Source organism: Mesorhizobium sp. WSM2561, from assembly GCF_000513915.1.
Taxonomy (GTDB): domain Bacteria; phylum Pseudomonadota; class Alphaproteobacteria; order Rhizobiales; family Rhizobiaceae; genus Mesorhizobium; species Mesorhizobium muleiense.
In genome coordinates, this window is sequence record NZ_AZUX01000018.1 from 73695 (window position 1) to 93677 (window position 19983).

At 63.9% G+C, this 19983-nt stretch carries 21 protein-coding genes; 12 read left to right on the plus strand and 9 right to left on the minus strand.

Annotation, left to right across the window (positions count from 1 at the left end; translation table 11 throughout):
- The first annotated feature begins 23 nt into the window (after positions 1-23).
- Complete coding sequence (locus tag M727_RS0116935; RefSeq protein WP_027153668.1) at positions 24-1190, plus strand: FAD-binding oxidoreductase; 1167 nt, start codon at positions 24-26, stop codon at positions 1188-1190.
- Between the two features lie 67 nt (positions 1191-1257).
- Here M727_RS0116935 and M727_RS0116940 read toward each other — a convergent pair whose 3' ends face one another.
- On the minus strand, positions 1258-1683 hold the full coding sequence (locus M727_RS0116940; protein ID WP_027153669.1) for a GNAT family N-acetyltransferase: 426 nt from the start codon (positions 1681-1683) through the stop codon (positions 1258-1260).
- 154 nt (positions 1684-1837) lie between these two features.
- Between M727_RS0116940 and leuD the strand changes: the two genes are divergently transcribed.
- Positions 1838-2443, plus strand: a complete 606-nt coding sequence (gene leuD / locus M727_RS0116945; protein WP_027153670.1) for a 3-isopropylmalate dehydratase small subunit — start codon at positions 1838-1840, stop codon at positions 2441-2443.
- Positions 2444-2508: 65 nt separating this feature from the next.
- Here the strand turns inward: leuD and M727_RS0116950 are convergent, their stop codons facing one another.
- Positions 2509-3303, minus strand: coding sequence for a lytic murein transglycosylase (locus M727_RS0116950; protein WP_027153671.1), 795 nt, complete (start codon positions 3301-3303; stop codon positions 2509-2511).
- Between the two features lie 265 nt (positions 3304-3568).
- On the opposite strand from M727_RS0116950, the gene M727_RS0116955 reads away from it, so the two are divergent.
- The 7 genes from M727_RS0116955 to rpsP all read left to right on the plus strand — a co-directional run bounded on the left by M727_RS0116955 (position 3569) and on the right by rpsP (position 10635).
- On the plus strand, positions 3569-4816 hold the full coding sequence (locus M727_RS0116955) for an NAD(P)/FAD-dependent oxidoreductase (RefSeq protein WP_027153672.1): 1248 nt from the start codon (positions 3569-3571) through the stop codon (positions 4814-4816).
- A gap of 112 nt (positions 4817-4928) precedes the next feature.
- Positions 4929-6023, plus strand: coding sequence for a putative zinc-binding metallopeptidase (locus M727_RS0116960; protein WP_027153673.1), 1095 nt, complete (start codon positions 4929-4931; stop codon positions 6021-6023).
- A 63-nt stretch (positions 6024-6086) separates the two neighbouring features.
- The gene (locus tag M727_RS0116965; protein WP_023803769.1) at positions 6087-6686 is read left to right on the plus strand and encodes a DUF1236 domain-containing protein; all 600 of its coding nucleotides are present in this window, start codon (positions 6087-6089) and stop codon (positions 6684-6686) included.
- Positions 6687-6938: 252 nt separating this feature from the next.
- Entirely contained in the window at positions 6939-7901 is a 963-nt protein-coding gene (locus tag M727_RS0116970) for a type II CAAX endopeptidase family protein (RefSeq protein ID WP_027153674.1), read from the plus strand.
- A 324-nt stretch (positions 7902-8225) separates the two neighbouring features.
- Positions 8226-9854 (plus strand): signal recognition particle protein, encoded by a 1629-nt coding sequence (ffh, locus tag M727_RS0116975; protein ID WP_027153675.1) that lies wholly within the window; start codon positions 8226-8228, stop codon positions 9852-9854.
- Between the two features lie 7 nt (positions 9855-9861).
- The gene (locus M727_RS0116980; RefSeq protein WP_023803766.1) at positions 9862-10188 is read left to right on the plus strand and encodes a chorismate mutase; all 327 of its coding nucleotides are present in this window, start codon (positions 9862-9864) and stop codon (positions 10186-10188) included.
- 45 nt (positions 10189-10233) lie between these two features.
- Positions 10234-10635 (plus strand): 30S ribosomal protein S16, encoded by a 402-nt coding sequence (gene rpsP / locus M727_RS0116985; RefSeq protein ID WP_027153676.1) that lies wholly within the window; start codon positions 10234-10236, stop codon positions 10633-10635.
- A gap of 75 nt (positions 10636-10710) precedes the next feature.
- On the opposite strand, the gene M727_RS0116990 is transcribed toward rpsP, so the two are convergent.
- From M727_RS0116990 to M727_RS0117000, 3 genes are all read right to left on the minus strand, one after another.
- Entirely contained in the window at positions 10711-10974 is a 264-nt protein-coding gene (locus tag M727_RS0116990) for a YMGG-like glycine zipper-containing protein (protein ID WP_027153677.1), read from the minus strand.
- 134 nt (positions 10975-11108) lie between these two features.
- Positions 11109-11519, minus strand: coding sequence for a DoxX family protein (locus tag M727_RS0116995; RefSeq protein ID WP_027153678.1), 411 nt, complete (start codon positions 11517-11519; stop codon positions 11109-11111).
- A 124-nt stretch (positions 11520-11643) separates the two neighbouring features.
- Positions 11644-12549, minus strand: coding sequence for a bestrophin family ion channel (locus tag M727_RS0117000; protein ID WP_023803762.1), 906 nt, complete (start codon positions 12547-12549; stop codon positions 11644-11646).
- Positions 12550-12705: 156 nt separating this feature from the next.
- On the opposite strand from M727_RS0117000, the gene M727_RS0117005 reads away from it, so the two are divergent.
- The gene (locus M727_RS0117005; RefSeq protein ID WP_027153679.1) at positions 12706-13110 is read left to right on the plus strand and encodes an ACT domain-containing protein; all 405 of its coding nucleotides are present in this window, start codon (positions 12706-12708) and stop codon (positions 13108-13110) included.
- 259 nt (positions 13111-13369) lie between these two features.
- Here the strand turns inward: M727_RS0117005 and M727_RS0117010 are convergent, their stop codons facing one another.
- Both M727_RS0117010 and M727_RS42375 read right to left on the minus strand, forming a co-directional pair.
- The gene (locus M727_RS0117010) at positions 13370-14404 is read right to left on the minus strand and encodes an aspartate-semialdehyde dehydrogenase (RefSeq protein ID WP_027153680.1); all 1035 of its coding nucleotides are present in this window, start codon (positions 14402-14404) and stop codon (positions 13370-13372) included.
- Positions 14405-14511: 107 nt separating this feature from the next.
- On the minus strand, positions 14512-14661 hold the full coding sequence (locus M727_RS42375) for a hypothetical protein (protein WP_198032651.1): 150 nt from the start codon (positions 14659-14661) through the stop codon (positions 14512-14514).
- 199 nt (positions 14662-14860) lie between these two features.
- On the opposite strand from M727_RS42375, the gene M727_RS0117020 reads away from it, so the two are divergent.
- Together M727_RS0117020 and M727_RS0117030 are read left to right on the plus strand one after the other, a co-directional pair.
- A complete protein-coding gene (locus tag M727_RS0117020) occupies positions 14861-16717 on the plus strand; it encodes a DEAD/DEAH box helicase (protein ID WP_027153681.1) in 1857 nt (618 codons plus the stop codon).
- 380 nt (positions 16718-17097) lie between these two features.
- Entirely contained in the window at positions 17098-17787 is a 690-nt protein-coding gene (locus M727_RS0117030) for a DUF805 domain-containing protein (RefSeq protein ID WP_027153682.1), read from the plus strand.
- Positions 17788-17846: 59 nt separating this feature from the next.
- Here the strand turns inward: M727_RS0117030 and leuB are convergent, their stop codons facing one another.
- Positions 17847-18950 carry a 3-isopropylmalate dehydrogenase gene (leuB, locus tag M727_RS0117035; RefSeq protein WP_027153683.1) on the minus strand — a complete coding sequence of 368 codons (1104 nt, stop codon included), beginning with the start codon at positions 18948-18950 and terminating at the stop codon, positions 17847-17849.
- A gap of 232 nt (positions 18951-19182) precedes the next feature.
- Positions 19183-19560 (minus strand): RidA family protein, encoded by a 378-nt coding sequence (locus M727_RS0117040; RefSeq protein WP_027153684.1) that lies wholly within the window; start codon positions 19558-19560, stop codon positions 19183-19185.
- Positions 19561-19983: the final 423 nt, after the last annotated feature.

The following is a 19983-nucleotide window of genomic DNA, read 5'->3' on the forward strand; positions in this document are numbered from 1 at the left end:
TTTAGAACTGGAGAAGCGAAAAAGTGCGCTACGACGTCGTCATCATCGGCGGAGCCATCGTCGGCTCCTCGATCGCCTATTATCTGCGCGAGGAAGGGTTTTCGGGCTCGATCGCGCTGGTCGAGCGCGACCCGCAGTTCGCCCATGCGGCGACGACGCTGTCCTGCGCTTCGATCCGCCAGCAGTTTTCGATTCCCGAAAACATCCGCCTGTCGCAGTTCACGCTGAAACTGTTCCGGCGGCTGACGCAAGAGTTCGGGCCGGATGCCGATATCGGCTTTCGCGAAGGCGGCTATCTCATCCTTGCCGGCGAGAACGGGTTGCCGATCCTCAAGGCCAATCACCAGACGCAGTTGGCCGAGGGCGCCGACATCGTGCTTGAGGATGCGAAGGCGCTCGTCCGCCGGTTTGCATGGCTGTCGGCCGAGGGCATCACCGCCGGCGCCTATGGCCGCACGGGCGAGGGCTGGTTCGACGCGCATGCCATGCTGATGCTGTTCCGCAAGGCGCTGCGCGAGAAAAAGATCGATTTCATCACCGCCGACGTGACCGGCATCGAACGGCAGGGCGACCGTGTCACCGGCGTCGGCCTCGACAATGGCGAAAGGCTCGACGCCGGCATCGTCGTCAACGCCGCCGGGCCGAATGCCGGAAAAGTTTCGGCAATGGCCGGACTGGTGCTGCCGGTGGAACCGCGCAAGCGCAATGTCTTCATCTTCGAGGCGCGCGAGAAATATGACGACATGCCGCTGCTGGTCGATCCCTCAGGCATCTATGTCCGGCCGGAAGGCTCGGTCTACATCACCGGCGGGGCCGAACCGGAAGACGGCGACGGCCCCGCCGATCCTGGCGATTTCGAGCCCGACTGGCCGCTGTTCGAAGAGGTGATCTGGCCGGTGCTGGCGACCCGCATCCCCGCCTTCGAAGCGATCAAGCCGACGCGCGCCTGGGCCGGCCATTACGATTACAACACGCTCGACCAGAACGCGGTGATCGGCCCGCATCCGCAGGTGCAGAATTTTCTCTTCGCCAACGGTTTTTCCGGCCACGGCCTGCAGCAGGCGCCGGCGGTCGGCAAGGCGCTGGCCGAGCTGATCGTGCATGGCGGCTACCGCACGGTGGACTGCTCGGCGTTTGGGTATGAGCGCGTTGCCGAGGGGCGGGCTTTCAGGGAGTTGAATGTGATCTGAGGCTGGTGGGACAGCGCCCGGGTACTGTCCCTCGGCATCAAAAGGTTCCGCACCGCAAGGCCAGCCGTCAGCGCTCGCGGCCAAACCAGAACGCGTCCGCCATCCGCGTCATGCCGATCCGTTCGTAGAAGCCGACGGCGTCGGGCACGGAGATCAGTGACATGGCGACGGATGGCCCGAGCTGCCGCCGCGCTTCGTCGAGCAGGCCCTTGCCGATGCCGAGCCCTTGCGCCGATTTGCAGACGGCGAGCTCGGAAATATAGCACACCCACAAGAAGTCGGTGATGCCTCGGGCGAGGCCAATCAGCGGCTTGCCAGGCGCATCGAGGCGCGCCGTCAACACCAGATCTGCATTGGCAAGCATCGCCTTCAGACGGACATCGTCATCGATGGGCCGAGTGACGCCGAGGCCGGATTCCACCAGCACGCGGCGGAACTCGGCTGCGTCGAGCGTCGGTTCGCTGGCGTAGAGGACTTTGGGACGTGTTGTCATGCCGGCCAAGGTGCACCATAGGGCGGCAACTTTGAAGCGGTCTGTGCTCCAGGACCAGGGCCAGCCGAAAAACAGCCGGCTTTTATTTGCCTGCAGCTTTGTGTAAACCGGGCGCCAACATATCCCCGCAGCGAAAAGAAGACGGGCAAGACCTATGGAAAAATTCACCAAGCTCACCGGCGTTGCCGCGCCGATGCCGATCGTCAATGTCGACACCGACATGATCATTCCCAAGGATTATCTCAAGACGATCAAGCGCACCGGGCTCGGCAGCGGACTGTTTGCCGAAATGCGCTACAAGGACGACGGCTCGGAAAACCCCGACTTCGTGCTCAACAAGCCGGCCTATCGCAAGGCGCAGATTCTGGTCGCCGGCGACAATTTCGGCTGCGGCTCGTCGCGCGAACATGCGCCATGGGCGCTGCTCGACTTCGGCATACGCTGCGTCATCTCGACCTCGTTCGCCGACATTTTCTACAACAACTGCTTCAAGAACGGCATCCTGCCGATCACCGTCAGCCCGGAGGATCTGGACAAGCTGATGGACGACGCCTCGCGCGGCTCCAACGCAACGCTGTCGATCGACCTCGAAGCCAAGGAAATCCGCGGGCCGGATGGCGGCGTGGTCAAGTTCGACCTCGACGATTTCAAGCGGCACTGCCTGCTCAACGGGCTCGACGATATCGGCCTGACCATGGAGAAGGCCGACGCCATCGCCTCGTTCGAGAAGAAGAACGCCGAACTGCGGCCCTGGGCCTGAACGGCGAGGCCACCAACAAAAAAGCCCGGCGCATGGCCGGGCTTTCCGTCGAATAGAGGCTTGTATCACTCGCCGTCGATCGCCGTGGCGATGCGGGCAATGGCCTGTTGATAGTTGCTCGCGTCATTCCAGCCGGCAATTGCACCGAGATTCGCCTGTGCGCTGGCACCCGCCTGCCAACCATGAGCCTTGAGGAAGTTGGCGGTGGAAGCCAACGCAGTGGCCTTGTCGCGCAGATTTCCGCTGCCGACCCCGTATTTCAAGACATTTCCGGGCAGGAACTGCGTATGGCCAATCTCGCCATGCATGGCGCCGACCGACGAGGCGCTCAACGCGCCGCGATCAACCAGTTTCAGGGCTGCAACAGCATGCGGGTAGAAGAACTCCGGGCGGCGGCAATCATAGGCAAGCGTTACAATGGCAGAGACCGTATTCTGCTTGCCCAAGAAGGAACCGAAGCCAGTCTCCATCCCCCAGATGGCGAGCAACACACCCGGCGTCACGCCGTAGGTCCGTTCGATCTTGTCGAACAGCGCCGCGTTCGACTTCTTCAGCGAACGGCCCTTGGAAATGATCGTGGACGCGCCACGGCGCTTCATGAAAGCGTCCACCGAGCCACCGAAAGCCTTGTGGATAGCGCGGTCGGCGGCGATCGTCCTTTTTGCGTAGGTCGCGCTAGCCAGAGCGGCGAGACCCTTCGAGCCTACACCGCTGGCCCTTGCTTCCTGCGAGAACTCCGCCTTCCACGCTTCGAAGCCCGCGCCATTATTGCCGCATTGGGCGGCCTGTGCCGCTGTTGCCGCCGCAAGCATCATCGATGCCGCCGCTGCGAAAATCTTTGCCTTGGCAAAAAATGCCATGTTGCTCTCCTGGTTGCCTGAATCTTGTCCCGAATACGAATTTGCCAGCGAAACGCCCGCTTGTCACCGTTGGAGCGACGTGCGTCCGCCTGGATGCAGTACGCTCCAACACTTGCATCTGCACATCGTGCTTTCCGAGAATCGGAACCGATTTTCGGGGCCGATGCGCTAAGAACTCGTTTACGCATCCTCGCCGCAGCGCTGGCGAATGCCGGACAACTTGCTTACGATCAAGTAATTATTGTGGCGGGGGGCTAGAATATTCATGGAAGACGTTGACGTCGTGGTCATCGGCGCCGGCTCGGCGGGACTTTCCGCCGCCAAGACCCTGCGTGCGGCCGGCCTTTCCTTCAAGCTGGTCGAAGCGATGAACCGTATCGGCGGCCGCGCCTGGACCAGCGATCAGCATTTCGGCGTTCCTTTCGACATCGGCTGCGCCTGGCTGCACGCGGCCGACCGCAATCCCTACTTTCCCGAGGCGCAAGCTGGCCGCTGGACGCTTCATCATCACGACATGAATATCGACCATCTCTATTATCGCAACCGAAAGGCGAGCGAGGACGAAGAGGCCGCGATGAAGGCGGCCGATGTCAGGCTGTTCGAGCTGCTGGCGGCGCATGAGGTCAAGGTTGGTGACGACGACCGTCTTTCGGCGTTGCTCGCCAAAGGCCATGCGCCGCGCGCCGCCGCCACCTTTGCCGGGCCGATGGACTTTGGCGCCGACGAGGACGAGATATCGATCCGCGACTTTCAGGCCGCCGCCGATCTCGATCCGAACTACTTCACCAAGGAGGGGTTCGGCGCGCTGGTCGCCCGTTTCGGCGCCGACGTGCCGGTCGAGCTGTCGACGCCGGTGCGGAAAATCCTCTGGGACGTGCCCGGCGTCGCCTGCGTCACCGATCGCGGCACCATCCGCGCCAAGGCGGTCATCGTCACCGCCTCGCCGGCGGTGCTCGCCTTCGAGGAGATCGAATTCGCGCCAGCGTTGCCCGACACGCATTTCGCTGCCTTCTTCGACCTGCCGATGGGCATGCTGACCAAGCTGCCGGTTGAGATCAGGGGCACAAGGCTCGGGCTGGCGCCGTTCGACGACCTGCTGATCGAGCGGCTGGCCAGGCACGACATCTACTTCCTTTGCTTTCCCTTCGACCTCGACCTGATGGTCGGCTTCGTCGGCGGCGATTTCGCTTGGGAGATGTCGGCGGCGGGCGAGGCGGCAGGCGTCGACTTCGTCGTCGACCGGCTGTGCGCCATCTTCGGCGGCGACGTCAGAAAACATGTCGGGCGCGCCATGATGACCAATTGGGGCGGCGAGCGGTTCGTGCGCGGCGCCTATGCGGCGGCCCGACCCGGCCGTTCGCAGGCGCGCGCCACGCTGATGCAGCCGGTGGCGGAAAAAATCTTCTTCGCCGGCGAGCATCTGGCCGGTCCGCTGATGCAGACCTGCGGCGGCGCCAGGCTGTCGGGCGAGGCGGTGGCGAGAACGGTCGCCGCCCAGCTTGCGGCAAAATAGCAACGGCAGGAACGCCGGCCGCCGACAGGCGTTTGGGCGATATGCCGCTGCGCACTATATCCGGTCCTGATTTGAGACTTGGTGATTTGAGATCTGGTGATTCGAGATTGGTATGAAGCTCTTCGATTGCCCGCATTGCGGCCACCGCCTCTATTTCGAGAACGCCCAGTGCCTGAACTGCGCCAGCTCCGTGCTCTACGATCCCGGGCATGCGCGCTTCGTGCTGTCTGGCGCCGGCGGCGTCTTCCAGTGCACCAATGCCGACGAGTGCGCCTGCAACTGGATGGCGGAACCTGGCCATGCCTTCTGCGGCGCCTGCGCGCTGAACCAGCTGATCCCGGACCTTTCGGTCGATGGCAACCGCCGTCGCTGGATCCGCGTCGAAGCGGCAAAGAAGCGGGCCATCTATTCGCTGCTCGCCGCCGGACTGCCGGTCGTGCCCAAGCGGAACGCCGGCGACGAGGCCGGCCTCGCCTTCGACTTCCTTGCCGATCCGATCGGCGGTCCGGGTGGCGCGCGCATCCTGACCGGCCATGACAACGGCCTGATCACACTCAATGTCGCCGAGGCGGATTCGGCCGAGCGCGAAAGACGGCGCGTCGAGATGGGCGAGAACTATCGCACTTTGCTCGGCCATTTCCGCCATGAGCTCGGCCACTATTACTGGGACCGCCTGATCCGCGACGACCCGCAACGGCTTGCCGCCTTCCGCACCTTGTTCGGCGACGAGCGCGCCGATTACGAGCAGGCGCTGAAGGCCTACCATGCCAACGGCGCGCCGCCCGACTGGCAGCAGGACCACATTTCCGCCTATGCCACGTCCCATCCCTGGGAGGACTGGGCCGAGACATGGGCGCACCATCTGCACATCACCGATACGCTGGAGATGGTGCATGCGCTGAATTTCCCGCTCGGCCGGCTGGAGACCATGGAGGCGAACGACCTGTCGCGGGGCGACACCGACGGCGAGCTGCAGCCGGCGCCGTCGGAACCTGCCGCCGTTCCCGAACCGTTCGAAAAGATCCTGGCCCGCTGGCTGGTGCTGTCGGAAGCGTCCAACTCGATCAACCGCTGCATGGGCCTGCCGGACCTCTATCCCTTCGTCATCTCGGAGCTGACGGCACAGAAGCTGGCCTTCGTCCATGAACTCCTGACCGGTGTCGTGAAAGAAACCGGAACAAAACGTGAGCCGGCCGAGGCGTTTTAGCCGGAACGCATGAGGACTTGTTTCGTTTTCGTTCGCGAGGGACCATCAACACGGAGCGAAACCATGAAGCGCATACTGTTTCCTGCTGTCGCCGGAGCGCTTGTCGCCATGTCCGGCACAGCCTTGGCCGATACCGCCGTTTCGGCGGTCGCCGATCTCAACATTCGGGCCGGCCCCGGGCCGCAATACCCGGTGATCGGCGTGCTCGCCGCCGGCCAGTCGGCAACGCTCGATGGCTGCATCCAAAACAGCAAATGGTGCACCATAGCCGAGGCCAATGGCCAAGGCTGGATCTATTCCGACTATGTGACGGCCGATTTCGGCGGCAACGAGGTCGTCCTGACCCGGCGCCCGGCCGACGCAGACATTACCATCGTCGAAGCCCCCGCCGATGTCGACGATCCCGACATCTATACCGGAGCGATCGTCGCTGGCGAGCCGATCGAGCCGATCAGGCGGCCGCCGGCCGAAGTCCGCACCTACATCGAGACCAACCGGGTCGACCCGGTTTATCTCGAGGGCGAGGTGGTTACCGGCGCGACCTTGCCCGATACCGTCGAGTTGCGCGAGATTCCGGACTATGACTACCGCTATGTCTATGTGAACGGTCAGCCGGCACTGGTCGACCCCGGCACCCGACGCATCATGTACGTCGAGCGCTGACGGTGCCGAACAGGGCAATCGCCCGGACAATTGACGGAATCCATGATCGTTGGAGACCAATTGTCGAGATTGGCGCCGCCCCTCATCGTCCTGCCCGTCCTCCGCAGCAGCTGCGGAGGGTGGACCGGGCAGTTCTCCCCGTATCGTGACGGGGAGAACTGACCTTTCTTGCAATGCTGGCGGCTAGCGATTTGCTTGGAACGATCCGATACAATAGATCATGCGACCCGAAGCACCAGCCTGTGAGCCCGCGTGATAGATCCTGCCGCCTTCGAGCGCTACCGGCATACTCCCAACGCCAAGACGACCCTGCCGCGGCTCCTGCTCGGAACGGCGATCGTCGTCCTGTTCTGGGTCGCGACGACCGTCGCCGTGCTGTTCGGCGGCGCCTATTTCTTCGTCGTCTGGCAAGCATCGTCCGGCGCCCCGATGGAAGGAGGGGCGGTGCAGAATTTCATGGCCTCGCCCACCGGGATCCTCGCCGCGCTCGCCTCCTTTGCCGGAATCTGGCTCGGCCTGTGGGCTGCCATGCGCTGGGTCCATCGCGAGCCGCTGATGGCGCTGATCGGCACCAGCCGCCGCGTTTCGCGCTCGGGATTTTTTAGGGGATTGGCCGCGGTGCTGGTCACATCGCTGCTCTCCGAAATCCTGCTCTATCTCTTGCAGCCCGACATTGCGCGCGGTGCGATCGCCCTGTCGTCCTGGCTGCTGTTCCTGATCCCGATCGCCGCGCTGACCCTGCTGCAGACCTCGTCCGAAGAGGTGCTGTTTCGCGGCTATCTCCTCAGGGGCCTGGCCAACCGGTTTCAAAACCCCTTCATCTGGGCGCTGCTGCCAGGACTTCTGTTCACTGCGATGCATTGGAACCCAGGCTCGACGACCGCCGTCAACGCCTGCGTGCTGGCCTCGATCGCCGCTTTTGCGCTGCTCCTGACGCTTGTGGTCTATGCCACGGGCAATCTCGGCGCGGCCTTCGGCGCCCACCTCGGCAACAATCTGACCGGCTTCCTGCTGATTTCGCACCAGCAAAGCTACAATTCCTTCGCCCTGTTCAACGCCAAGCCGCTCGAAGGCCCCGGCTGGACGACGCTTGATGCCGTCCTCATCGCGGCGATCGGCATCGTCTGCAGCCTGTTGACCGTTCTGCTGCTGTTGCACCCGCGCTCGCCGCTGAAGGTCGAGCCGGATTTTTCGCACCCCGGCGGCCCAAGATGATGCGCATCAGGCTGGTGGTGCTGCCATAAACCGAACCGGCCCGGTTCAGCGTATTCGGCCCCGCACCTTGACTCCGCGGCCGATTTCCTGTCTACAGCCCGCGAATTCCGCGACGAGTATCCCTCCGAGCAAGCCGACCGGGACGCCGAAGCCTGTTTGAGGCGACGTGCTGTAAATCGATCCTGGAGGCCAACATCCGGCAGCGCTGTGCGCCCCCGGGTGCTTTTTGGCTTTGGGCTTTTGCCTGGACAGCTTGGGTTGGATACTGGGCGCGAACGCATTACCTCTCGGGCATCATCCGGGTGCCAGGGAAAAGGAAAAAGAATGTTTGAATCGCTACAGGAACGTCTTGGTTCGATCCTGAACGGCCTCACCGGCCGCGGCGCCCTGTCCGAGGCCGATGTCTCGGCGGCGCTGCGCGAGGTTCGCCGTGCGCTGCTTGAGGCCGACGTTGCGCTGGAAGTGGTGCGTTCCTTCACCGACAAGGTGCGCGAGAAGGCCGTCGGCGCCGCCGTGCTGAAGTCGATCAAGCCCGGGCAGATGGTCGTCAAGATCGTCCATGACGAGCTGGTCGGGATGCTGGGCGCCGAGGGCGTCGCCATCGACCTCAATGCACCGGCTCCAGTCGTCATCATGATGGTCGGCCTGCAGGGTTCCGGCAAGACCACGACATCGGCCAAGATCGCCAAGCGCCTCACCGAGCGTCAGAACAAGAAGGTCCTGATGGCCTCGCTCGACACGCGGCGTCCCGCCGCGCAGGAGCAGCTCCGTCAGCTCGGCGAGCAGGTCAAGGTCGCCACGCTGCCGATCGTCGAGGGCCAGACGCCGGTCGACATCGCCCGCCGCGCCGTGCAGGCGGCAAAGCTCGGCGGCCATGACGTCGTCATCCTCGACACCGCCGGCCGCACCCATATAGACGAGCCGCTGATGGTCGAGATGGCCGACATCAAGAAGGTCTCGTCGCCGCACGAAATCCTTTTGGTCGCCGATTCGCTGACGGGCCAAGATGCCGTCAATCTGGCAAAAAGCTTCGATGAGCGCGTCGGCATCACCGGCCTGGTGCTGACCCGTATGGATGGCGACGGCCGTGGTGGTGCGGCACTTTCCATGCGCGCCGTCACCGGCAAGCCGATCAAGCTGATCGGCACCGGCGAGAAAATGGACGGGCTGGAGGAATTCCATCCCAAGCGCATCGCCGACCGCATTCTCGGCATGGGCGACATCATCAGCCTCGTCGAAAAGGCTGCCGAAAACATCGACGCCGAGCAGGCGGCGGCGATGGCCAAGAAGATGCAGTCGGGCAAGTTCGACCTGAACGATCTTGCCGGCCAGCTTCAGCAGATGTCGAAGATGGGCGGCATGGGCGGCATCATGGGCATGATGCCGGGCATGGGCAAGATGAAGGACCAGATGGCTGCCGCCGGTCTCGACGACAAGATGTTCGGCCGCCAGCTCGCCATCATCTCGTCGATGACCAAGGCCGAGCGCGCCAACCCCGATATTCTGAAGCACTCGCGCAAGAAGCGCATCGCCGCAGGCTCCGGCACCGATGCGGCCGAGATCAACAAGCTCCTGAAGATGCACCGCGGCATGGCCGACATGATGAAAGCGATGGGCGGCAAGGGCAAAGGCGGTGGCCTGATGCGTGGCATGATGGGCGGTCTGGCCCAGAAGATGGGACTCGGCGGCATGATGCCAGGGGGCATGGGTGGCCCGGGCGGCATGATGGGCGGCGGCATGCCGGACCTGTCCAGGATGGACCCCAAGCAGCTCGAAGCCTTGCAGAAGCAAGCACAGGCAGCCGGTCTCGGCGGCATGAAGGGTCTTCCCGGTGGCCTCCCAGGTGGCGGTGGTCTGCCTGGGCTGCCCGGCGGCATGAAGCTTCCTGGTTTGCCAGGATCCGGCGGCGGTCTGCCAATGCTCGGCAAGAACGCCCCTGGCAAGAAGAAGTGAGGGCGCGATGAACGAAGAGAAGGACATGGCCGACGCACGCGCGGCGCTGGTCGACTACCGCGCCTCGATCGACAACATCGACGCAGCGCTCATCCACATGCTGGCCGAGCGTTTCCGCTGCACCAAGGCGGTCGGCGAGCTGAAGGCATCGCATGGCCTGCCGCCGGCCGATCCGGCGCGCGAGCAGCAGCAGATCGCCCGCCTTCGCCAACTGGCGAAGGACGCCCATCTCGACCCGGATTTCGCGGAGAAATTCCTGAACTTCGTCGTCCGCGAAGTGATCCGCCATCACGAGCATATCGCCGCATCCAACGGCGGAACGAAAACCGGCTGAGGACCAGCCGTAAACCCGAAAATCAGCGTTTTTAGGAGAAAAGAAATGCCATTGAAAATCCGACTGGCCCGTGCGGGCTCGAAAAAGCGTCCCTATTACCACGTCGTCGTCGCCGACGCCCGTTCGCCGCGCGACGGCCGTTTCATCGAGTCGCTCGGCTCGTGGAACCCGCTGCTGCCCAAGGACGGCGAGCGGGTCAAGGTCGACGCCGACCGCGTCAAGCATTGGCTCTCGCACGGCGCCCAGCCGACCGACCGCGTGCTGCGCTTCCTCGACGAGGCCGGCATCGCCAAGCGTGAAGCCCGCTCCAATCCGAAGAAGGCCGAGCCCGGCAAGAAGGCGCAGGAGCGCGCCGCACTTCTGAAGAAGGCGCAGGACGATGCAGCCGCCGCCGTTGCCGCCGCGGCAGCCGCGCCGGCCGAGGCGGAAGCCGCGACCGCCGAATAATCCGCTTTTTATCGCTTACGGAACGGCGGGCGCTTTGCCCGCCGTTTTATTTCGTCGGAGCTAAACGCGGCCCGATCAATAGCCTGCCGGGCAGCGGGCGATGTAGACGCGTCCATAGCGATCGCGATAGCGGCACCGGCCGGGTTCGGTAGCACGACCGATCAGTGCGCCGGCGACGGCGCCGACAGCACCACCAACAACAGCTCCCTCCACCGGGTCATTTGCAACGGCAGCGCCGACAGCAGCGCCACCCAGGCCACCGACCGCGGCGCCCTGTTCCGTCCGCGAACAGGCTGCGAGCGAGGTTGCCAATATCATCAGGACCACCAGTTTCTTCATCGTCGCTCCTCCCAAATGGGGTTTTCCGTCCTCGCCCCACATCGTCTAACTCGCAACCGGGCGATTTGATCCAAGGACAAGGAAGAAGGGTGGCGGGCGGCGCGACCGCCATCGAAAGGCTTTTGACGCCGCCGCTATCGGCTGAACGGGATCAGCGAGCGCACCCCGGGATTGCGCAGGAAAAGGCCGCCCCACAGAATGAGGCCGAGATAGACGCCGAACAATGTGTGCGAGAACAGCGGGCTGCCAAGACGCGCGTGGGTCGCGATGGCGCCGCCGAGATAGGCGGTGAGCAGGACGGCGCCGAGCACCGAGGTGCGCGGCACCGCATAGAGCGCAGTCGAGACCAGCCCGACGATGCCGAGCATGCGCGAGACATCGGGATCGGCCGGCCAGCCGAGTTGCACCATGGTCTGGGTGACGATATCGAGCGGCGGCAGCTTGATGACGCCGTCGAAAATCATGAACAGCACGATGAGGGCGCTGAGCCCGCGGCCGGTCCACAGCGCGCTCGGCGTGACGGATGCTGTTTGAGACATGGTCATTGGTCCTCCGGTTGTTTCGAGCCCTCTTGGCGAGGGTCGAACCAAGGACGCGGCGTGAGGCGGCGATCCGACACGCCTATGATTTTTCCAGCGCACGGTGCTTCGGTGAGCGCGGGAACAAACCCTAGGAAAAATAGTATTTTTTGGCGGGGATCATTTTTGGCGGCGCTTCGCCGAGCGCCTCGAACACCGAGATTTCACAGACGCGGCACAGACCGTCGAGGGCGAGATCGTTGGCCTCGGTGCCGAACGGGTCCTCGAGTTCCTCCGAAAGCGCGTCGAGGCCGAAAAAGGTGTAAGCGATCAGCGCCGTGAACAGCGGCGTCGCCCAACCGGCAGTCGAGGCCAGCCCAAACGGCAGCAGCAGGCAGAAGATATAGGCGGTGCGCTGCAACAGCAGCGTGTAGGCAAACGGAAGCGGTGTTCCCATGATGCGCTCGCAGCCGGCCTGTGCTGCGGCGATTTGCGACAGGCGCTCGTCGAGAATGCGGTAGCCCATGACATCGATTGCGCCGGCCCTGTACAACGCCGCGGCTCGCTCGCCCATCCGCCTCAGCATGGCGTCTGGCGGGTTGGCCAGCTTGGCAGCACTTTCGGCCGCTTCATCGATGAACGCGCGTGCTTCGGTCGTGGCATCGACCCGCCGAAGCAGGCCGCGCAGGAAGTGACAGAAGGCGATCGCCTCCATCAGCAGCCCGCGCAGTTCGACCCGATCCTCGATCAACCCGGTGCTGGCGCGCGCCAGATTGCGAATGTCGAACACAAGCTGGCCCCACAGCTTGCGCGCCTCCCACCAGCGGTCATACGCGGCATTGTTACGGAAGCCGAGATAGATCGACAGCGCCACACCGAGCAAGGCGAGCGGCGCGGGCCCGGCATTGCCGAGGTCAAGCTGCAGGGCCCTGACCGCCAGCACCACCAGTGCGCCATAAATGCCGAAGCCAAAGATCTGCGGCAGGATGCGCGGCACCACCGAGCCGCGCATGATGAAGAACAGATGCAAAAATCCCGGGCGCGGGCGAACGATCATCGAAACCCCTTTCACGGACCGGCAATGATCCTGATCGGTTCCATTGTGCGACGCAATACACGCACAAGCCCAGCCGCCAGCGACATGGCGATGTCGTCTTGCCGGCCTGGGGCCGAGCACGTTATCGAAAGTCTGCAAGACATTCGGGAGCAATCGATGGCCGGCGAGACCGATCTGAACAAACTGCTGGCAACGATGACGCCGGAATTGCGTCCCGGCATCCACGTCTTCGCCACACTGCCGCCCGATGCGCCCGTACCGGACAGCCTCGAGCCGGTGATGCTGTTTCGCGAGCGCGAGGGGACGACGGTGATCGCGCTAGAGGAGGAAGCCGAGGCCGCTGGCCTGGAGATCGTGTTTCGCTGCCGCATGGTGACGCTGAACATCCATTCGTCGCTGGAGGCGGTAGGCTTCCTTGCCGCCATCACCATGCGTCTTGCCGCCGTCGGCATGGGCGTCAATCCAGTCTCGGCCTTTTATCACGACCATCTGTTCGTCCCCGCCGACCGGGCGGTGGAGGCGATGGCCATACTGACGAAGCTGGCGGAAGAGAATCGTTAACTGAGCAGAATTTGAGACGCCGTGCCGCCCCTCATCCCCCTGCCGGGACCCCGGCCCTTCGCTGTCGCTACGGGCGTTCGTCGTTCGGAAAGCCAAGCAATTGGCTTTCCGTCCGCTTCGCGGACCACTTCTCACCCCGTGAACGGGGAGAAGGGAGCTAACCGGCCGAAGGCCGAGCCCGCGACTGCGGGCCGCCGGTCGTCCGGCGCCCCCGCGGGGGGCCCGCCGCGGCAGCGGCGATACGGCCCGTGAGCGAAAACTACGCCGCCTTCTTCTTCGGTTGGATCAGCCCGCGCTCGATCAGCAATTCGGCGATCTGCACTGCGTTGAGTGCCGCGCCCTTGCGAAGATTGTCGGAGACGATCCACATCGACAGCCCGTTGTCGACGGTCGAATCCTCGCGGATGCGCGAGATGAAGGTCGCGTCCTCGCCGGCCGAGTCCAGCGGCGTGATGTAGCCACCGTCCTCGCGCTTGTCGAGAACCTGGCAGCCCGGCGCTTCGCGCAGGATCTCACGTGCTTCCTCGGCGGTGATCGGCTTTTCGAACTCGATATTGACCGCTTCCGAATGGCCGATGAACACCGGCACGCGCACGCAGGTCGCCGTCAGCTTGATCTTGGGGTCGAGCATCTTCTTGGTCTCGGCGACCATCTTCCATTCTTCCTTGGTGAAGCCGTCGTCGAGGAAGACGTCGATGTGCGGGATGACGTTGAAGGCGATGCGCTTGGTGAACTTCTTGACGTCGACCTGGTCGGCGACGAACACCGCGCGGGTCTGCGTGAACAGTTCGTCCATGCCTTCCTTGCCGGCGCCGGACACCGATTGATAGGTGGCGACGACGACACGCTTGATGGTGGCGAGGTCATGCAGCGGCTTCAGCGCCACGACCAGCTGCGCCGTGGAGCAGTTCGGGTTGGCGATGATGTTCTTGCGCGTGAACAGCCAAATCGCGTCCGGGTTCACTTCCGGCACGATCAGCGGCACGTCCTGGTCATAGCGGAAGGCCGACGAATTATCGATGACGACGCAGCCCTGCTTGCCGATCTTCGGCGACCATTCCTTCGAGACGTTGCCGCCGGCCGACATGATGCAGATGTCGGTGTCGGAAAAATCATATTGGTCGAGCGTCCTGACCTTCAGCGTGCGGTCGCCGAACGACACTTCCGTGCCCTGGCTGCGCCGCGAGGCCAGCGCCACCACCTCGCTCACCGGAAAGCCGCGCTCTTCCAGTATGTTGAGCATTTCCCGACCCACATTGCCCGTGGCGCCGACGATTGCAACCTTGAAACTCATCGAAATCTCCTGTCCTCTCCGCTCGGTTTCTTTGGAGAAAACCCGCCGGCCGATGCGGGTTTCAACCCCCGGGCCGGACCCGGGAGAGGGTGGTTAGGCCAAGGGAATCAGACCGTTTTAGTGGTCGTTTTACCGGTTTTTTTGGCCAAGAACGTGGTTTTGCTGGAACGAGCAGACGCGCCGAAACGCCCGGCCCAATGGTTCGTATTGCGGCCCGGGAAGTCGAAGGCAAGAAGCGCCATCAAAAGGCCGCGCATCGAAACTACCCCATTCGGTGCCGGCTTTTACGCGGTTTGCGTAAAGAGTCAATCGCGACGCAGCCAGGCGGCTTGCCCTGTACAATGGCGGCGGCGCGAAGTACGAACGATTGGATCGTTTGGCTCGTGGCGCTCCTGGCGCTCGCCGACGGATGACCCATTGCCGGGCATAAAAGAATCCGAATTCCGAAAGAGTGAAATGTCCAATTTCGAAGCACTTGTCCCCGCGCTGGCAAAGGCGCTGGAAAAACGCGGCTATGTCGAGCTGACGCCGGTGCAGAAGGCGGTACTCGAGCTCGGACAGGCCGATGCGCTGGTTTCCGCCCAGACCGGCTCCGGCAAGACCGTCGCCTTCGGGCTGGCTCTGGCGCCGACCCTTCTCGACGGCGCCGAGCGCTTTTCCCAAGCCGCAGCACCGCTGGCGCTGGCCGTGGCACCGACGCGGGAGCTCGCTTTGCAGGTGACGCGCGAGCTCGAATGGCTCTACGAACTGACCGGCGCAGCGATAGCGTCCTGCGTCGGCGGCATGGACATGCGCACCGAGCGCCGCACGTTGGAGCGCGGCGCCCATATCGTCGTCGGCACGCCCGGCCGGCTGCGCGACCACATTACCCGCAATTCGCTCGACATGTCCGAGCTGAAGGCAGTGGTGCTCGACGAGGCCGACGAGATGCTCGATCTCGGCTTTCGCGAGGATCTGGAATTCATCCTCGACGCCGCGCCGGCCGAGCGCCGCACCTTGATGTTTTCGGCCACCGTGCCGCGCTCCATCGCGACGCTGGCCAAGGGCTACCAGCGCGATGCGGTGCGCATCTCGGCCGCCGGCGAGGAGAAGCAGCATCTCGACATTGAATACCGGGCGCTGAGCGTAGCCCAGGCCGACCGGGAAAATGCCATCATCAACGTGCTGCGCTATTACGAGGCGAAGAACGCACTGGTGTTCTGCAATACACGCGCTGCCGTCAATCACCTGACCGCGCGCTTCAACAACCGCAACTTTTCCGTCGTCGCGCTTTCGGGCGAGCTGAGCCAGAACGAGCGCAGCCACGCGCTGCAGGCGATGCGCGACGGCCGCGCAAAAGTCTGCATCGCCACCGACGTGGCGGCGCGCGGCATCGACCTGCCCAACCTCGAACTGGTGATCCACGCCGACCTGCCGACCAATCCGGAGACGCTGCTGCACCGAAGCGGGCGGACGGGACGGGCGGGACGCAAGGGTGTCAGCGCGCTGATCGTGCCCAACAATGCTCGCAGGCGCACCGAACGGCTGCTGCAAAGCGCTGGCCTTGCGGCGACATGGGCAAGCCCGCCTTCGGCCGACGACGTCCTGCGCCGCGACGACGAGCGCATCCTCGCCGACCCGGTCTTCAGCGAGCCTGTGACGGATGATGAACGCGGCTTCATCGATGCCCTTCTTGAGCAGCACGGCCCCGATCAGGTGGCCGCCGCCTTCGTGCGTCTGTGCCGTTCCAGCCGTTCGGCGCCCGAGGATCTTTTAGACGTCGCTCCGTTCACGCCGTCGGGCGACAGGCCCTCTGGCGATAGATCCGCCCGTCGCGACGAGGCGCCAAGCCGCCGCGACGATTTCGGCGACAGCGTCTGGTTCTCGCTGTCGGTGGGACGCAGGCAGAATGCCGAGCCGCGCTGGCTGATCCCGATGCTGTGCCGGACCGGCGGCATCTCCAAGCGCGAGATCGGCGCCATCAAGATGCAGCCGGAGGAAACCTTCGTGCAGATCGCGGCGGATTGGGCCGACCGGTTTTTCCAGGCGATCGGCCCGGACCGCAAGCTGCAGAACAACATCGCGGTGAAGCGGCTGGACGGCACGCCCGACCTGTCGCGAGCCGGCTATCAGGAGCCACGGCCGGACAAGAAGCCGCACCGCGGCAAGCGGGCGTTCGACCAGAACGCGCCCAAATTCGAGAAGCGCGCACCGTCAGCCGATCAGCGCCCCGCCACATTCGAGGCAAAGCCCTGGGCCGGGAAGGCAAGCAAGCCGAAATTCGACAAGGTCGGACCCGCCAAGAGCAAGAAAGCGAAGAAGCGGCCGGCTTAGCGATTTGCCGGCATCGTTGGCTTGTCATGGCCTGCAAGGGGCTGGCCTTCGCCAAGGCAATCGATTCAGGTCTGGCCGCCCCTCATCCGCCTGCCGGCACCTTCTCCCCGTAAACGGGGAGAAGCCCGCTGGCCGCAGCCTCGGCGTTCTTTCCGCGACGCCCGCGATTGGCGAAACCGGCGATGACAGCGTCCTTCTCCCCGTCACTATACGGGGAGAAGTGCCCGGCAGGGCGATGCGGGCGGCGCAGACTTCGACGATTGGTCGTCTCCAACACGAGTGGCGCGCTATCTTTTGTCTGGAGCGATGCTCCCGCGCACGCACCCCTTGCGGTCTGCCGCAACTTTGAACAGTCTGGCCACCGGGACGAGGGGCAGGACATGCGCGGCGAAGTGCTTCACTATGACGAGGACCAGGGTTTTGGTTTCATCACCGGAGCCGACGGCAACCGCTACACGTTCGCGCGCGAGGATCTGCGCCGAGAGGCGGCGATAGGCAGGGGCACGGTTATCGAGTTCCAGCCGGCCGGCGGGCGGGCACGCGACGTTATTTCGATCCGTGCCCAGACTGCCAGTCCGCCTGCCGCAACCGCCCCCCCGACCCAAGCCGGCAATGCGCCCCGGGCGCCGCAACATTTCGGCCGGTCCGCTGAAAGTCGTCCCGCCTCGGCTACCGGATTGTGGGATTATTTCCGGCGGGGCCTGACTGAAAATTACTTCAATTTCTCCGGCCGTGCCCGCCGCAAGGAATATTGGGGCTATTGCCTGTTCTGGACGATCGCGCTGATCGGGGTCATCGGCGTCGGCCTCTTCATCGACGACGCCATGGGCCATCTTGACGATTTGCCGGCAGTGACGGTCGGTCTTTGCGGCGCGTTTGTGCTGGCGACAATCCCGCCTTGGATCGGACTGAACGTGCGTCGCCTGCACGACATCGGCCTGACCGGCTGGCTTTTTCTGGCGGTGCTCATCCCGACCATCGGCTGGCTGATCATCCTGGTCTTCGCGCTGATCCCAACGCAGGCCCGTGAAAACCAGTGGGGCCCGGTGCCGGCGGGCGTCAGGGCCTAGCAGCTCGACACAACGATTTTGAGGGGCCGGAAGCCGGGCGGACGTCGACCGCCACAGGGTCAGCCCAGGAACCTGGCGATGATCGCGTCGCCCATCTCAGCGGTGCCGACCTCGGTCATGCCAGGGGAAAGAATATCCCTGGTGCGCAAGCCCTGGTCGAGCACGGCGGCGATGGCGCTTTCCAGGCGGTCGGCCTCGGCCACCATGCCGAAGGAATAGCGCATGCACATGGCGAAGGATGCGATCATGGCGATCGGGTTGGCGATGCCCTTGCCCGCGATGTCGGGCGCCGAACCGTGCACCGGCTCGTAAAGCGCCTTGCGCTTTTTCGTCTTGACATCCGGCGCGCCGAGCGACGCCGAGGGCAGCATGCCGATCGAGCCGGTCAGCATGGCGGCGATGTCGGACAGCATATCGCCGAACAGATTGTCGGTGACGATGACGTCGAATTGTTTCGGCCAGCGCACCAGCTGCATGCCGCCGGCATCGGCCAGCATGTGGTCGAGCTTGACGTCGCCATATCTGGCCTTGTGCGTCTGCGTGACGACCTCGTTCCACAACACGCCCGACTTCATCACATTGCGCTTTTCCATCGAGGTGACGTGGTTCTGGCGGGTGCGTGCCAGCTCGAAGGCGACGCCCGAGATGCGCTCGATCTCGAACGTGTCGTAGACCTGGGTGTCGATGCCGCGCTTCTGGCCGTTGCCGAGATCGATGATCTGCTTCGGCTCGCCGAAATAGACGCCGCCGGTGAGCTCGCGCACGATCAGAATGTCGAGCCCCTCGACCACTTCCTGCTTGAGCGAGGAGGAGGCCGCCAGCGCCGGATAGCAGATGGCCGGCCTGAGATTGGCGAACAGCTCCATGTCCTTGCGCAGCCGCAGCAGTCCGGCTTCCGGGCGCACCTCATACGGCACCGCATCCCATTTCGGCCCGCCGACGGCGCCGAACAGCACCGCGTCGGCGGCCATCGCCTTGGCCATGTCGGCATCGGAAATCGCCGCGCCATGCGCGTCATAGGCGCAGCCGCCAACCAGCCCCTCATCGGTGACAAAACCGCTGTCGAGCTTGACGTTCATGGCGGCGATCAGCTTCTTCACTTCGGCCATCGCCTCGGGGCCGATGCCATCGCCGGCGAGCAGGAGAAGATTTTTCGAAGCCATCCTGAACCATCCTAACAGTGGCGCATGAAATCGGAATCGATTTCGGAAAGGATCATGCGCAGAAACAAAATTCTACAGCGTCCTTTGCGCGTCTAAAAGATGCGCGGCGCTGTCGTGAGCCGCGGCCTTGCTAAACGCCAAGAGGCTCACGCGCAAGCGTTTGGTTCAGAGCATGTTTGTCGATGAACGCGCCTCGACAAGGTCGCGCAAAGCTCCTGCGCCGCCGTCGAACTCAGCGCTTCAGTGCCGTCACTTCGATCTCGATCTTCATTTCCGGCTTGTTGAGCTGACAGACGATCATCGTCGCCGCCGGCCTGATGTCGCCAAAAGCCTCGCCGAGGATCGGAAAGACGATGTCGACGAAAGCCGCGTCGGTGATGTAGTAATGCGCCCGCACCACATCGGCCATCTCGAAGCCGCCATCCTGCAACGCCTTGGCAATCGTTGCCAGGCAATTGCGCGTCTGCGCCTCGACCGTCTCCGGCATCGACATGGTCGCATAGTCGTAGCCGGTCGTTCCGGAAACGAAACACCAGTCGCCCTGTACCACGGCGCGTGAATAACCGGCGGCCTTCTCGAAGGGCGAGCCGGTGGAGATCAGTTTTCGCATGGTTCCCTCGCATATTCTTCAGGCGATATTGAGCTGAAGACGTGCCTTCCGGCTATGGGCCAGGCGGGGTGGATCGACAGCGCAAACCGTTATAGGCAGGCATGTCGGCCCTGCGTTCGATCGCGGCGAGGTCGAGCGAGGCGGCTCGAACTCCTCAAGGCCCCACCAGAAAGGCCAGCGGAACAGGCATCGGCCAACGCAGTGGTCTCCGTCCCGGAAGCCGAGCGGCAGCGAACGTCGATTGTTTCAGCGGCGATTTCACGGCAGGGCGCAAGGACATTCGAGATTGGCCGAAACATCCTCCACTTCGTCATCCTAGGGCGAAGCAAGGAGCGAAGCGACGCGGCGCAGACCCTTGGATCCATGCCGTCACCTCGCGGCAGTGCTCCTGCGGACCAGAACCGAACGCTACCACCCCGTTCC